This is a genomic window from Ohtaekwangia kribbensis (assembly GCF_042676245.1).
Classification (GTDB): Bacteria; Bacteroidota; Bacteroidia; order Cytophagales; family Cyclobacteriaceae; genus Ohtaekwangia; species Ohtaekwangia kribbensis.
The window spans coordinates 508903-523426 of sequence record NZ_JBHTKA010000007.1 but is presented as its reverse complement, the minus strand read 5'-3'; the positions used below and the strand labels follow the sequence as shown (position 1 = coordinate 523426).

At 46.0% G+C, this 14524-nt stretch carries 9 protein-coding genes; 2 read left to right on the top strand and 7 right to left on the bottom strand.

All coding sequences use genetic code 11. From position 1 onward, the window contains the following. Nucleotides 1-39: 39 nt before the first annotated feature. The 4 genes from ACFQ21_RS17455 to ACFQ21_RS17440 all read right to left on the bottom strand — a co-directional run bounded on the left by ACFQ21_RS17455 (nt 40) and on the right by ACFQ21_RS17440 (nt 6862). Nucleotides 40-1575, bottom strand: a complete 1536-nt coding sequence (locus tag ACFQ21_RS17455) for a T9SS C-terminal target domain-containing protein (RefSeq protein ID WP_377580566.1) — start codon at nt 1573-1575, stop codon at nt 40-42. A gap of 166 nt (nt 1576-1741) precedes the next feature. Next, entirely contained in the window at nt 1742-4999 is a 3258-nt protein-coding gene (locus ACFQ21_RS17450) for a TonB-dependent receptor (RefSeq protein WP_377580565.1), read from the bottom strand. Between the two features lie 163 nt (nt 5000-5162). Next, the gene (locus ACFQ21_RS17445; RefSeq protein ID WP_377580564.1) at nt 5163-6191 is read right to left on the bottom strand and encodes a FecR family protein; all 1029 of its coding nucleotides are present in this window, start codon (nt 6189-6191) and stop codon (nt 5163-5165) included. Between the two features lie 65 nt (nt 6192-6256). Then, nucleotides 6257-6862, bottom strand: coding sequence for an RNA polymerase sigma factor (locus ACFQ21_RS17440; RefSeq protein WP_377580563.1), 606 nt, complete (start codon nt 6860-6862; stop codon nt 6257-6259). A gap of 144 nt (nt 6863-7006) precedes the next feature. On the opposite strand from ACFQ21_RS17440, the gene ACFQ21_RS17435 reads away from it, so the two are divergent. Together ACFQ21_RS17435 and ACFQ21_RS17430 are read left to right on the top strand one after the other, a co-directional pair. Next, on the top strand, nt 7007-7588 hold the full coding sequence (locus ACFQ21_RS17435) for a Crp/Fnr family transcriptional regulator (RefSeq protein ID WP_377580562.1): 582 nt from the start codon (nt 7007-7009) through the stop codon (nt 7586-7588). Nucleotides 7589-7670: 82 nt separating this feature from the next. Beyond that, nucleotides 7671-8459: a type 1 glutamine amidotransferase domain-containing protein gene (locus ACFQ21_RS17430; RefSeq protein WP_449290176.1), complete on the top strand. Its 789-nt coding sequence runs from the start codon at nt 7671-7673 to the stop codon at nt 8457-8459. A gap of 85 nt (nt 8460-8544) precedes the next feature. Here the strand turns inward: ACFQ21_RS17430 and ACFQ21_RS17425 are convergent, their stop codons facing one another. From ACFQ21_RS17425 to ACFQ21_RS17415, 3 genes are read right to left on the bottom strand one after another with little or no spacing between them, the layout of a single operon-like run. After that, on the bottom strand, nt 8545-9744 hold the full coding sequence (locus tag ACFQ21_RS17425; protein WP_377580561.1) for a glycoside hydrolase family 88 protein: 1200 nt from the start codon (nt 9742-9744) through the stop codon (nt 8545-8547). A 20-nt stretch (nt 9745-9764) separates the two neighbouring features. Beyond that, nucleotides 9765-12149, bottom strand: a complete 2385-nt coding sequence (locus ACFQ21_RS17420) for a heparinase II/III domain-containing protein (protein ID WP_377580560.1) — start codon at nt 12147-12149, stop codon at nt 9765-9767. Between the two features lie 6 nt (nt 12150-12155). Then, nucleotides 12156-14507: a hypothetical protein gene (locus ACFQ21_RS17415; protein ID WP_377580559.1), complete on the bottom strand. Its 2352-nt coding sequence runs from the start codon at nt 14505-14507 to the stop codon at nt 12156-12158. Nucleotides 14508-14524: the final 17 nt, after the last annotated feature.

Sequence of the window (14524 nt, the reverse complement as noted above, 5' to 3'; positions counted from 1 at the left end):
AGAATGTCAGTCCAGTTATACTATATATGTACCTATAGCCTAGTTAGGATAAGGAGCATTTTGCGGATCGTAGTTCACCCATGATCCCCCGAAGTCCCATCCGTTGTCATCAACAAATCTGCGGGCACCACGGTAGTACGTAGTAGCTCCGGTTGTTGTCTCATTCACGGTAAAGAAGCTGTCAAGTGCATTCGCATTTGTTCCGTTTGTCTGGATAGCAACGGTAGCAGTAGAAGGTCTTACACTTGGGTTGGTCAGTGTCCAGGCAGCAGTGCCAAGACCGCTATTGGTTACCATACTTCCAACACCACCATTTGCGCAAGCTGTAGCATCAGCACAGATGTTTGTAGCGCTGATCGTCCATACGTTGTTTGCAGCCGCAGGCTCGATGAAGCAAACGGAAGCCGGTACCAATGCATTGGCAGGCTTCACTGCCGTGTTGTGAGAAAGAGCAACACCACCGGAAGCAGCTGATACGATTGAGCTTGGCTCAGCATATACCTGTGCATTTCTCCAGCCAGTGATGATAGAGTTATATACATCTATACCAGTATTGCGTCTCAGGTGCAGACCATCGAGGAAGCGAGGGTTTGGTGAAGCATTGTCCACAACGGTACGGGCACACGCAGGATCGTAAGGACCAACCAATGTAAAGTTGCTGAAACGTGCTGTTGTGCGAGTAGCATTTACACCGTCAGCATCTGTGTCAGATTCAAAACCGTTAGAAGCTGAATTGTCGTTGATAGCAGGATCGCGAACGGCAATACCGAACTGAACTTTACCGGAGTATCCGAAGTCAGTATCAAAGTCATCATCCTGGTTCCGATACGAGATCAGGTATTTGGCGTTTACACAACCTCCGAACCACTCGAATGCATCATCACCACCGAATGAAACCTGTACGTGATCGATTGTTGTTCCGCTACCAACACTATACAATGTCAAACCATTCTTCTCACTGTTCGGAACAGTTGCCTGTGGAATTCCACCGTACTCGATACGAACATAACGGAGAACCCCTGAGTTGTCAGCACAGTTTGTACCACCGTACTGTGGTGCTGTTACGCATGAAGGATATCCTTCTGCATTAACATTGGCGCCCTGGTTGTTTGGAGCCGATCCAAGTATATTTACGCCACCCCAGTCTTTTGAAGCGCGTGATCCTGCAGGTTGATTTGAAGTAAATACGATAGGACTGGTTGATGTACCATTCGCAATGATTCTTGCTCCGCGTAATATAGTCAGTGTTCCGCGTGAAGCTTTGTCACCACGAATTACTGTACCCGCCTGAATCGTAAGTGTTACACCACTGGCAACACGTACATCTCCGTATAGTATATAAGGATTACCAGATGGTGACCAGGTAGTGTTTGCTGTAATGGTAGTAATGGTACACTCCGTAGCCGTTGACGGACCAACCGGAGTAGCCAGCAAACTAACATCAGCACTTCTTAGTGATCCATCCTTCAGATTTGAATCATCCGTTGCGAGTTGATCGGAACATGCGTAAAGCATACCGGCAAACGCGGCCCCTGCAATGACGCGCGTTACTAAAACTTTAAGGTTGTTTTTCATTGTGAGTTGATTTACTTTTAATAATTATTTAAAACTGGACTGCATTCCGGTTTTTCATTGTGTGAATGGTCCCGACTGCATCGGGGCCATTTTTTCTGCTTCCTACAGACATGGGGTTAACATTCTTGATCAGGTCTCCATATGGTGTCTGTTGGATTTTAATTCTTTAAAGCGTCAGATTAAGACCGAGCATGAAATAGCTGCCCGGACGATACTGTTGAAACATCCAATCTTTATTGGGCAACTTCGTTCTGCGCTGGTCGTCCCAATATTGATTACGATCATAATCGCGGTATAATCTGCGTGGCTGATTGAGCAGATCCTGAACACCTGCTTTCAGTTCGAGATATTTTGTAAGACGCTGGCGAACAACCAGGTCTACCACGTGGCGCGGAAGTTCATACGTCTCCGGGAAGAAAGAAGTACCCGCATACACCAGGCGTTGTCCCAACACATTATAGAGTGCAGATACTTTGGTGCCCCAGTCTTCCTGGTCAAAATATAGTCCTATATTTACCACGTATGATGCTGTACCTTCCAAGGGACGTGTGCCGATACGAAAGTCATCAAAGTCATTACCCTGGTCGGGAAACAAACCGTCTTTGAATTTTACTTCACTCTTCAGCAAAGCGAGATTCGCGATCGCAGAAAATCGTCTGGACCATGTACCCGGAATGAAACCCAGGTTCTTGCGCACTTCTACTTCCAAACCGTACACCTGTGCTTCCGGTGTATTATCATAGCGAATCATTTCGCGACTGCCTTCATTATAGGCATACGGTTCTATAGCGTTGTTAAGCCGCTTGAAGAAAGCGCCCACCGAAACGAATTCACTTTCCGAAGGGTATAATTCCCAACGCAGATCGAAGTTGTGGATCTGTGCATCCTGCAGCGTATCATTCCCGATAGACATATTGTCCAATCGCGGATCAAGAACCGTGATGGGAATAAGTTCGCGGTAGTTCGGACGATTGAGCGTTTTACCATATGCTGCCCGCAGTAACATTTTATCAGAGAAACTCCACGTTACATTAACAGAGGGAAGCCAGTAGTATATATACCGGTTGATGAGGTCTGCCTTATAACCTGCGTTCTCGAGAAACTCACTGGGTGGTATACGTAAATGTAAATCCTGCCCTTCGTAGCGAACGCCTCCATAGATCTGCAGCTTTTTTTTAATGAGTGGTATATTTACCGAAGCATAGCCTGCATATATTTTTCCCTTTACATTGAATACACCGGAAAGGTATTCATTATCGAAAATATAGGCACCTGTACCGTCTTCTTTAAAGAGTTCAGGACGGAATACTTTCTCGGCTTCGTACTCACTTACCCGCGAACCTTCGTAAAGAAAGTCCTGTCCTCCGACAGCGATCAGGCGTGCATCTATATCTTTCTCCTTATTTTCATTGAAGAAGCCGGTTCTGAAAAACCATGCAGACTCATACTTCTTCTCGTAGTCAAGTGTAAAGGTGGTATTGGTTTCCTCACCATTCGAATAGAAAAAAGAATTAACCGTTGTGAACGGGTTGGAAGCCGTACCGGTTATATACCGTTTGGCATCCGGGTTCTGACTGTTACCGCCCCCTACCGGCAACGCGAGTAACGATCGTTGAGCCGGCACATCATCGTTAGCAAAACTATAGCTGCCTGACCATGTTATTTTATGACTGTTGTTCTCTGCTCCCAACGTATGACTACCGGCCAATTGCGTTGCCAGTATTTCGCGACTCCTATAGGTATACGTAATTTTGCGCAGATACGAATTATAGTCTGTAGACAAATCGAGGCCATCACGCACAATGGTCTCATCTATACCCAGGCGATTATATATACCCTTTAGTTCAAAGCTGTGTCTTGGGTTAACGATGAGGCTCAGGTTCTGCAACAGTCCCCAGCGTGCCGTTACCTGGCTGATGGTATCGCGATACGACTCTATATCACGCTGTCGGCCATCGTTACCTGCGCCTCGCAGTGGTTTGAAATCCTGTCGTATAATTTGCGTTGCCTGTGTGGTGTTGATGGAGGTAAGATTGCTGAGGCGTACACCACCAAGTCGCCACGCGTTATAATAATTAATGCCGGCACGATAATCCATACCAGCATTTGCTTTTTGTAAATTCCACTTGTTATATAATTGCTTCCCCCAGTTTGCATTGGCAGCAAGTTCATCAGCCGTATACCCGGAGACATCGCGCGTGGTTGCCGGTGACCCTAATCCCCCCGCAGGTATAGCAGCCGTTGCCGGGAAATTTTTCGGGAGTGCACGCGTGCCATCATCTTTCCCAAGCCAGTCCTTCTTTCCGCCATCATAGGTATAGTAATTTTCGAAGTGTGAATCCGGTCTGTACCAGGCCGAGGCATTTATTTCAAGCTGACGTGCTATTGATGTATTCTTCGTTTCGATTTTGATAACACCGCCTGCAAAGTCTGAAAGAAGTTCAGGCCCGGGGCTGCGGTATACTGTCATCTTATCGATCATATTACTGGGAAGCATATCATAGGAGAACGCCCTGCGGTCTGCTTCCGAACTCGGAGCGATCATGCCGTTGAGGAATGTCAAATTATAGCGCTCCTGCATGCCGCGTATACTTACAAAGTTGTTCAGTACGGTAACGCCCGGTAAACGTCTTGCTACATCGGCAGCATCCTGGTCAACACTGCGCGAAATCTGTTGCGCAGATATACCGGTAATAATAAGCGATGAACTGCGAATGGAATTGAGCAGCGACACTTCATTCGTCTCAACAACATTTCCCGACAGTGCTTTATCACCGATGATGACTATATCCTGGAGTTGTGTACTGGATGGCTTCATTTTATAATCCAATGCAGTTGTCTCCCCTGCTGTAATTTTAATATCTCTTGCTATAGTACTCTCATAACCGAGATATGAAAAAGCAAGCTGGTATACACCTGCCGGAACATCTTTGATCATGAAATTTCCTTCCGCATCGGTAGAGGCTCCCCAGGATGTACCTACAATCAGTACGCTGGCCCCGATGAGCATTTCACCTGACTCTGCATCTGCGATAGTGCCCTTGATTGAGCCTGTTGTTTTTGCTGCCTTTACTACTGGAGGTTTTACATAAATAACGAAGTTGGATTTATACTCTTTGTAACCAAGATTTGTTTTTTGAAGAATGAGATTCAGGGCATCTGTTATGGTAACGTCTTTAACATCGCAGGTGATTCGTTTATCACCGGGCAGATCGTTGTTGTTGTAGGTGATGCCGATGCCACTTCGTTCGCGCACCGCTTCCAGTGCCTGCTCTACCGAAGCGTTTTGAAGGGACAAAGAAATCCGTATCTGTCCCAATACGATAGAGTTTGAGAAAGCCTGGCTGACGACAAAACCAGTACATACTATGACTATAATGAAGCGCCTGACAGAAACAGGTGTTTCACGTAAAAGTTTTTGCATACTTTTGACTTGCGTTTGGGTTTAAATCTTAATCGGTACTCCTGAAAGCATGAGTCTTTACAGACTCATTCAAGAACGGGGGTGTTGGTCCACCTCCGTTCTCTTTTACTTCCTCCTATATATAGTGCTCGGTATTATATCCTTACTGCATAGTTAATTTTGTTTAGGGGTTACATTTTCCTTCATATAGTTTTACGCTATTGGCCTCGATCGAATATTGAATGTGATTGGTAATGTGCAGCATCTCCAATACATCACGCAGTGCCGTATTTTCACCAAAGTTCGCCGTAAAGCGACAGCCCTCGCCTGCAGCCGGGTGCAGTTCTATCTTTACATTATACCAGCGCTCCAGCGTGTGCGCAATCTCCCGGAAAGAAGCATTACGCAAGATGAGTTTCCCCTCAGTCCATGCTACAAACGGTACAGCCGAAACATATTGTTTTTCAAATGCCCCGGTTACCCGGTCAAAATATACCTGCTCATTTACCGTAAGCAACTGCTGCTGTTCCGGTGTGGCATCAACGGAGTCTTTATAGAGTGATACAGCAACTTTCCCGGTTAATACACTCACCCGCATGGTATGTTCATTCGGATACGCCTGTATATTAAAGGAAGTACCCAGCACCTGTGTACGCATGTGTCCTGTGCGAACAATGAATGGTTTTTGCTCGTCTCTTACAACTTCAAAAAATGCTTCGCCCTCTAATGAAATATCGCGCTTGCCATTTCTGAATTTATCAGGATACGTAAGCTTGCTGCCCGCATTGAGTACAATATGAGAGCCATCCGGCAATTTAAATTCCATGCGTTGCCCGGAGTATGTCTCACGGGTAACATAATGCACCGGGTCAATAATGTTCAGAACGTGTTGCCAGTACGTTGTAACGCCATATATACAGGCTGCGAGTAACAAGAATGAAGCAGCCATACGATATACAACTGGACGGGATATATAGGTCTTCTGTGTCGGAATGTCCAAACGGGATTGCAGACGCTCGTATAACAACGGAGACAGGTTCTCTGCAGCATCTTCTTCCCGCTCCCAGCTTTTTTCAAATATAGTCTGAGCGACAACATCATCCGGGGCACTGCTTTGCAAGTATGCTAGTACCGCAGTCCGCTCCTGCTCATTTACTTCGTTGCGCAGAAACCTGGCGATGAGTTCTTCCGATATGCTATCCTTTTGCTCCAATGTAACCTGACTTTACTTATAATACACAACATCAGGTGCCGAGGTCTATTCAGAAAAATATTTTTTTATAAAAAGTACAAGAGACCCGAAATGACGATTCCAATAGGGACATCAACATGAAGCCGCAGGTACTCGCGAATGGACTTGATGGACTTGATCATCTGGAGTCTCACGGTGTCTTTACTGATATCCAACGCCTGGGCTATTTGTTCGTAGCTCATGCCTTCCAAACGACTCATAATAAAAATTGACCTGCGCTTATCCGGTAACAATGCTATCGCTTTGTTGGCAAGCGCGATATACTCTTCATGAATTAACGACTCCTCTACGGCATTGTGAAAAGACGACAGCGACAACCTGTACTCTTTATTAAGAGCGACATCGCGTTGCATGTCGCGCAGATGATTCAGAATATGATTCTTCGTAATACGAAACAGGAAGTTGTTGAACGACTGCGATGCATCGAGATTCTCGCGGTAGTTCCACACCTTCATAAATACATCCTGCATAAGTTCTTCTGCAACAGGCTCGGCAGGTACAAAGCGCATTACATAGCGGAATACTTTGCCTGCATAACGGTTGAACAACTCACGGAAAGCCGGCTCGCTTCCGGTGCGAAGTGCGGTTACAAGATCGGATACACTTTTCTTCTCTAACTTTTTGTGGAACATAACGCTTTAACCAGAAATGACTACCCGTGAAAGAACATGTCAAGTTTACTGCATTAGTATGTACCCATGCTTATTCCAATATTAAGTGTATGTTAAAGGATACGGTGAAATGCGTTACCTTTGCTCCATACCCTGTTCAACGGAATGAGCCTGCTTCTTAAAAATCACATCCAGGAAATTATTACCGATCTGTCGGATGAAGACTTTGACTATATTCTGGGTCACTTTGTACCGATCAAAAGGCAGAAGCACCAGTTCGTGCTACAAGCGGGCGATGAAGTAAAGTATAGCTACTGGGTGGTAAAAGGTTGTGTGCGATCGTACGTAACGGATGATGCAGGCAAGGAACACATTCTTCAGTTTGGTATGGAGAACTGGTGGATCAGCGACTACAGTGCATACTATAGCAAGGGTATATCGGATATATATATCAGTTGTATTGAAGACTCGGAACTGCTGGCGATCACAGTCGATAATTATGACAAGCTCTGCCGCGAGCTACGAAGCATGGAACATTTCTGGGCGGTGAAATCCAAGTTCGGATATGTGGCCTTACAAAAACGAATCCTGTCGCTGTTACGAAACACGGCCGAAGAACGCTATAACCAGTTGCTCAGCCAATACCCGCAGTTGTTTCAACGCGTTCCTAAAAAAATGATTGCAGCCTATCTCGGTGTATCACGCGAAACACTAAGCCGTTTCCATGCCCGCAGCGGTGTGATGTAGATCACTTTAAAGATGTGATGTACATCCTTATGAAAGGCGTAACCTCACGCCATCTTTGCAGCGTTATTATTCAAAAAAACTTATGAAAACGGGACGTAAAATTTTCCTGACCGCCATGCTGCTGTTATCGATATTCTCCGCGTACGCACAATCAACAGCACATGCATCTGCAAAGAAAACAAAATCTAAAAAAATGAAAGTATTATTTGTATTAACATCGCACGATCAACTCGGTAACACCGGCGAAAAGACCGGTTTCTGGATTGAAGAATTTGCAACACCTTACTATACACTGACAGATCAGGGTATAGACGTAACCATCGCTTCTCCAAAAGGAGGACAACCTCCTATTGATCCGAAAAGCAACCAACCGGAATTCAGCACACCTTCTACCAAACGCTTCAACGGTGATCCGCAAACACAAAACAAACTGGCTCACACCGTGGCGTTGAAAGATGTAGATCAGAAAAATTTTGATGCTGTGTTTTATCCGGGTGGACATGGTCCCCTGTGGGATCTGGCCGAAGACAAAGTTTCCATTCGCCTGATCGAATCATTCTATAACAACAGCAAGCCAGTCGCTTTTGTATGTCACGCACCAGGCGTTCTTAAAGATGTAAAAGATAAAACCGGAGCTTATTTAGTGAAAGGTAAAAAAGTTACAGGTTTCAAAAATACAGAAGAAGCTGCCGTGAAACTTACCGATGTAGTTCCATTCTTACTGGAAGATGTACTGAAACAAAGAGGTGCCGAGTTTCAAAGCGGTGATGACTGGAAGCCATTTGTAGTAACCGATGGACAACTCATTACCGGTCAGAACCCTGCATCATCCGAAGCGGTTGCTGAAAAACTATTGGAGTATCTTAAATAATATATTCAGATTACTCGGGGTTAGGGAGTATCGCGATACGCGTACTCCCTTTTTTACTTTATAGCGGTATGCTATATATGTATCATCAGGCATCACTCCGCTTCTGTCCTTTTTGTTTTCGCAGCAAAGCTTCCAGGTAATAATAATCCGCGTAAATGATGGACGCATCGATCTCGGTGCCGTTGGGTTTATGTCCTGTAGAGTGCAACAGGAACGAAGAATTTTGCTGGCGGCTTTGGTACTTATCTGACGACAACGTGTGCAACATACCATCGGCCATCTTCCGGTAATACTCTCCTTTATCAGCGGGTACATATCCGGATAACTCAAACAAGGCCGAAGCTGTAATGGCTGCCGCAGAAGCATCGCGTGGAGCGTCTGCTATATTTACCGCGTGGAAGTCCCAGTATGGAATATAGTCGTCCGGTAAATCCTTCAGGTATACATCCGCTACTTTCTGTGCGAAATCCAGGAAGCGTGTATCTTTCGTCTCACGGTATACCATGGTGAATCCATAAATAGCCCATGCCTGCCCGCGAGCCCATGTGCTTTCATCGGCAAGCCCCTGGTGCGTAATGCCTTTTATTTTGGCACCCGTCAACGTATCGTATAGCACTACGTGGTACGAAGTATAGTCGGGGCGAAAATGATTCTTCATCGTTGTTTCCGCATGGTGCACTGCTATATCATACAATGCTTTATTCCCTCCTTCCCGGCTTGCCCAGAATAGCAACTCCAGGTTGATCATGTTATCGATGATCGTATTGTGCGGCCAGCCTTTTTCTCTTACCATACCCGGCCATGAAAGTATAGTGCCTGCCTTCGGGTTATACAATGTTGCCAACGTATCGGCTGTACGCAGAATTACCTCCCGATAGGTACTGTCGTGCGTCAGGCGATATCCATTCCCGAAACTTGAAAATATCTGGAAGCCCAAATCATGATCATGTGCCGGCTGCTGCGACAAAGGCGTCAGCATACGGGTATATTTATCCGCTTCTGTTTTCCATTTTGCGTCACCGGTAGCTTCATATATATACCAGAGAATGCCCGGCCAGAAACCACTTGTCCAATCCTCTACCGGTACATAGCGCCAGTTTGTTTCACGGCTGTCAATATTGCGGGGCATCACTCCGTTGTGCGGAATATTTACCAGCGTTTTACTTGCCTGCTCCGCGCAGTAGGTAAGCGAAGTCTTCACATCATCCGAGGCAGTTTTTTCACATTGCGCCAACGTTACAATCATCCCGATAGCAACTGCACGTATCCAAAATTTATACTTCATAAAACACATTATATATACTTTCATTTTTTCTCCGGCTTCCGCGTATGGTCTATTTCTATTCGTAGATGTCCTTGCGTATATACCGACTGCACCGATGTGTTGTTAACCGTTAGTACAGCCGGTTTCGTAACGGCTTTAAGCTTTACGCGGATGAGCGGTTGCCCCTGAAGCAGAACATTCATCCGGTTATCCTTCTTTTCAGCACATAGAAACACTTTGGAGAGTGAATGCAGTATAACCTCGTTGTTCTTCCGCAGATAACTTCCATTTGCAATAAAGTAACGTGAAGGTTCATTACTCTCTTTTTTCTCCGGATAGGTCACCGCCATCAGGTACGCATCCGTTTCCCAGCCATCCATTGTATTTATACTGTTACGATGCATCAACCGTCCATCAGCCAGCAGGTTCACATATATATAGGTTACCGTACCTTGTTGCGTGATTTTTACACCGATCATATCTTTTCCTTCCAGCTTTTCAATCACGGGGAGATTACTTCTGCCCGATGCACCACTTGCTCCAGATGAGCCTGTAAAAGTTTCTACTTTCTTATTGGCATCGTCCAGTAAAAGAATAGCGGTAATAAATTTAGTCTGGCGTGTCGGTTCAGGCGGAATTATAGCATAGTAGTTAATCTTCTTGCTGGCGTCACGATCCTTTATACCCGTACGTTCTTCGAGCCGCATCTTCTCCGGAAAATCGTGCGCATAGCCCATGGGTAGTGTCTCGGGAAATAACGGGCGTACCAGCACGGCCGCAGAATCATCAATCACTTCCAGGTCAGGACCTTTCTTCCTCATCTCTTTATCGCCATGCAGCAGCCATTCCAATTTACCCGCCTCGTATGTCTTCACATCATCAATCACCAGAATCACATTTCCGATCCAGAGAAAATTACGATAGTTGCGCAGAAAGAAATGCGATGTAGGCCCCGTTGCATCAGCCAATATATATTTGAGATCACCTGCATCCATCAGGTTATAAAGATGCCCTGGGTTTTTAACAGCATGGTATTGATCCTGCGCTTCCTGTGCTTTACCATTAAAAAGTATAACGTTATGAGCTTCACTTCGCACAAAGTAACTGCTATATTCCGGCAGACCGTAATTCACATCGCCACCATCGATCAACAGGTTCTTTCCTTTGTGATAGAGCACGAAGGAACCTGCATCCGCATGCGCATGATTCCATGTATAGCCACACTTGACACCCAGTAATGTCTCATTTTTGTGCCATGATGAACGCAGCATCGCCCACCCCATATCGCTATATATAGCAGATGGCGGCAAGTCGGGGGAGCTGATCTTTACCGGATACTCCGGTTCAAACACCAGGCCAACCGGTGAGTATATATCACGGAATGTACTGTTCCTGGTTTGCTGCAGATACCAGAAATAGCGGTCTTTACGAAAACCGAGCGCGAGCAAAAGCTTAACAGGTTTGATACCGTTGGCAAACGGATTTGAATCACCGAAGTTCAGCGACATGAGCCGGTTCGTGTTCGGATAACTTCCGTTGATAAACCAGTCGGCAGTTTTTTCCAGCATAGCATCGTACGGCATAGCGACTGTCCCAAATGCATTTGTGTAGGCTATGCGGAAATAGAGATATTCAGACAATCCGAAATCGGCATAGCTGATGCTTTCGTAAAATCCTCCGGCCGCGTCAAAATTAGCGGGCTTGTTCTCGAGTATACTTCCGTCAAAAGCGAACCACTCCTTACTGGCCTCCATAATGTCTCGTGCCCACGTAGAAGCTTCCGGCACCTCGTTTCGTACCGCGATGGACGCAACGCCTGCCATATACGCACAGGCACTCCACCAGTTATGTCCCATGGAATTCAGCGAGTGAATTCGTTTATCTTCCGAGAGCCAGTCTTCCAGCAAAGGTTTTATACCAAGCTTTACAATCCCCTCAGCAATCTTTCCTCGCTCATCTTTTTGCAGGTTATCATAGATGCAGTCGTAAGCGAGGGATGTTGCAAAACAAGTATGTGCTGTATTCAACCCGGAGTTCCATCGGGGAGTACGATCGTCCATACCATCCCATTGCTTTCGACTGATCAGTTGTAACAGCTGACTCTTCGCGGCTTCGGCATATTTTTTATCGCGCGTCATACACCACGCGAGACTCAATCCTTCGATACTCGCATTCTTTCCTTCTGCTATTGCGCGATCGGCTTTGTCTTTCATGTCGCTCCATGCACGGGCCATTGCCGTATCGCGCTTTATTTGTTGCTGGAGATGTTGTACGCGTTCCGATGTAAAAAATAAACCCGGTCGCTTTCCATCGCCATTACTCTGCGAAACGGCCGGATATAGTATACCTGACACAAACGCCATAGCCAGCATCATGCCACGCACTACTTTAGATATATCTTCAAAATATTTTATAAAACTCATCATGCTATATCAGGGATTACCTGCTGTTGTCTTTTTATATAATACAATTGTTTTGCGTGATGAAACCGGTATAGATCGTATAGACCCTATCGTCTTTCCGGATGACAGGTCACGCGCATTGCTAAAGTTACCTGGTATGGAAAGTGTATAGGTTCGATCGCGTGTGGTGTTCATGGCAATGAGGTATGGGCCATATACCAACACATAAAAGTCGGCTTTACCGGCATAGCTGTTCTCATCGCCAGCGTTGTAGGCTATACCAGCCGGAATCTTGGCTATCGGTAAATTCTCTCCTGCATGTGCCGAATGTAAATCTCCCGGATACTGATGTCCGCCGTTACCGAAACCAAAGTCGATATGATCAGGACGAGTATATTGCAGTCCACTGGGTATAAATTCACAATGCTGGCGCACCACGGCAACACGATCGTAACCGGGTGTTATATAATGGATACGCGCCAGGTAGTTCACTGCGTGCCGCGCACGCCAATACAAAGACACATACAGTATATCTTCGCCCTGTTTCACAGCAACTACACCATCCTCTTCATCCGACCATATACCGTCAGGCTCACTCGCGTACATCGGCAACCTATATTTACGCGGTGGTTGTGATTTTATAGTTTCGTATTGATCGGGAATTGGCAAGAGACTTTGTGTAACACGCAGGTTTGTACTCGTTGCCATTTTATCTTCAACCGTTTTAAAGAACTGGTTTTCTTCCAGCATCTGTTGTGCATAGCCAACCGACTGATTGTCCAACGTAGTGACTACTGAAAGAAACGGAGAAGCGTCCCAACCCTGCCGCTCCGTATAGGTTACATCACCGGGATAATGCGTGTCCCGCCAGCCGGTAATCGTTTCGATCCGCATGGCTTTATAGCCTTCTGCATCTACCGTGGGATAGCGGAACACGACACGGGCATTGGCCATTTTCACGAGCTGCTCTCGTATCCTCTTGTCACCGGAGGAAGGGTCAAGCGGCCGACAGGTGGCAGTATATATTTGCGTTACCCAGTCTAACACTTCTCCATAGTATCCAACATACCCTAACTCTTTCGTAAGGCCTTTATCAGTCAATTGGAAGTAGTTTTCTCCCAATGGTTTCTCGGGACCGTGGTCTGTATCGCTTCCGAGCCAGGGCTGCAATCCCACGGCTTCATATATATACCGGAGCGCTTCCCGTTCGGAGAAAGCTTTCTCCGGAGCCAGTATTGCCAGCGCCTTGTTGCTCAGGTATATATTCATATCAATGATCATCGACTGGTTGGTATACTGGCGCCTGTGTGTTCGCAAGTATTCACGACTCGCCAACATCAACTCAGCCCACGCCTGTTTTCTGTTTACAGTGTAGCCCGTACTATCCGTTACTGTTTCTTTCAAAAAGGGTGTAAATTCATTTTCCAGCAAGAGTATAGCATTACCGATCGTTCCAAAACCGAACCAGTCGGGATTGTATTGCTGCGGATCGTACGTTACAAGTTTGGGATTGCGTTTCTGGTTCCAATAGAATGCATCGATAGACTTGGCGATCTGCGAAGGTATCGTGGCTGCACGATAAGCGACCGTCCAGCGAACATGCCACGCCTTTGCCATGAAAAACATTTCCTGCTGAGACAACGGTTGGGCTGTATGCATCAATGCTTCCAGCGCTAGATTAACACGCTCTTTTACTTTAAGAAGCACTTCTGAACCGGGACTTTTGCGTATTGTGTTTCCATCGGGCACTATACCTTGCTTCTCCTGAGGTGACGGAACAAAACAACTTTGGGTATGCGTATAGAGTCGATAGATACCGCACGAAGGCTTTATCATATTTTTCTGATATTGCTCGAAGCTTTGTCCATAGCGCCAGGCAGGACCGCGACTACGAATTTCAAAATGTAGTTCTGTTCTACCCTTTGTAAGCGCTAACGGCAAGGGTGTTGTGTTGTAGAAAAAACGATCGTTGTACGCAGGTGCTTCATCGCCAAGGTATAGTATATCATAGTCACCGAGGTGATGATAGCCGATCTGTTTTCCTTCGCAAAAAAGTACCAGCGTATTCGGATTTGCTTCCGATCCCCAGAATCGTGCCGTAAAATAGTTTTCTTTTTCAGGATCAACTTTCATTGTAAAAGAAAGCTTTCCCCCTTCCCAACTTGCTGTCTCCGGAGCCAGCAGAATGCGACTAGGTTCCTGTAAAGCGTCTTGCTTAATTTCACTTCGGATACCCTGTACGTTGTGCTGCCTCTCCGAGACAGGCTCTCCGGCTACCAGCATATCCACCAGTCCGCTTTGTGCTGAGGCACTCATGGTGAATAGAAGCATCATTACCACAGATGCTATATATTTCTTCGCTACCCTATCGATCGTTATCATCGTATCTACAGATATCG

Coding starts and splice junctions, on each gene's coding strand:
- ACFQ21_RS17450 (WP_377580565.1), bottom strand. CDS start 4,999: ATGCAAAAACTTTTACGTGAAACACCTGTTTCTGTCAGGCGCTTCATT.
- ACFQ21_RS17435 (WP_377580562.1), top strand. CDS start 7,007: ATGAGCCTGCTTCTTAAAAATCACATCCAGGAAATTATTACCGATCTG.
- ACFQ21_RS17425 (WP_377580561.1), bottom strand. CDS start 9,744: ATGAAGTATAAATTTTGGATACGTGCAGTTGCTATCGGGATGATTGTA.
- ACFQ21_RS17455 (WP_377580566.1), bottom strand. CDS start 1,575: ATGAAAAACAACCTTAAAGTTTTAGTAACGCGCGTCATTGCAGGGGCC.
- ACFQ21_RS17420 (WP_377580560.1), bottom strand. CDS start 12,149: ATGATGAGTTTTATAAAATATTTTGAAGATATATCTAAAGTAGTGCGT.
- ACFQ21_RS17415 (WP_377580559.1), bottom strand. CDS start 14,507: ATGATAACGATCGATAGGGTAGCGAAGAAATATATAGCATCTGTGGTA.
- ACFQ21_RS17430 (WP_449290176.1), top strand. CDS start 7,671: ATGAAAACGGGACGTAAAATTTTCCTGACCGCCATGCTGCTGTTATCG.
- ACFQ21_RS17440 (WP_377580563.1), bottom strand. CDS start 6,862: ATGTTCCACAAAAAGTTAGAGAAGAAAAGTGTATCCGATCTTGTAACC.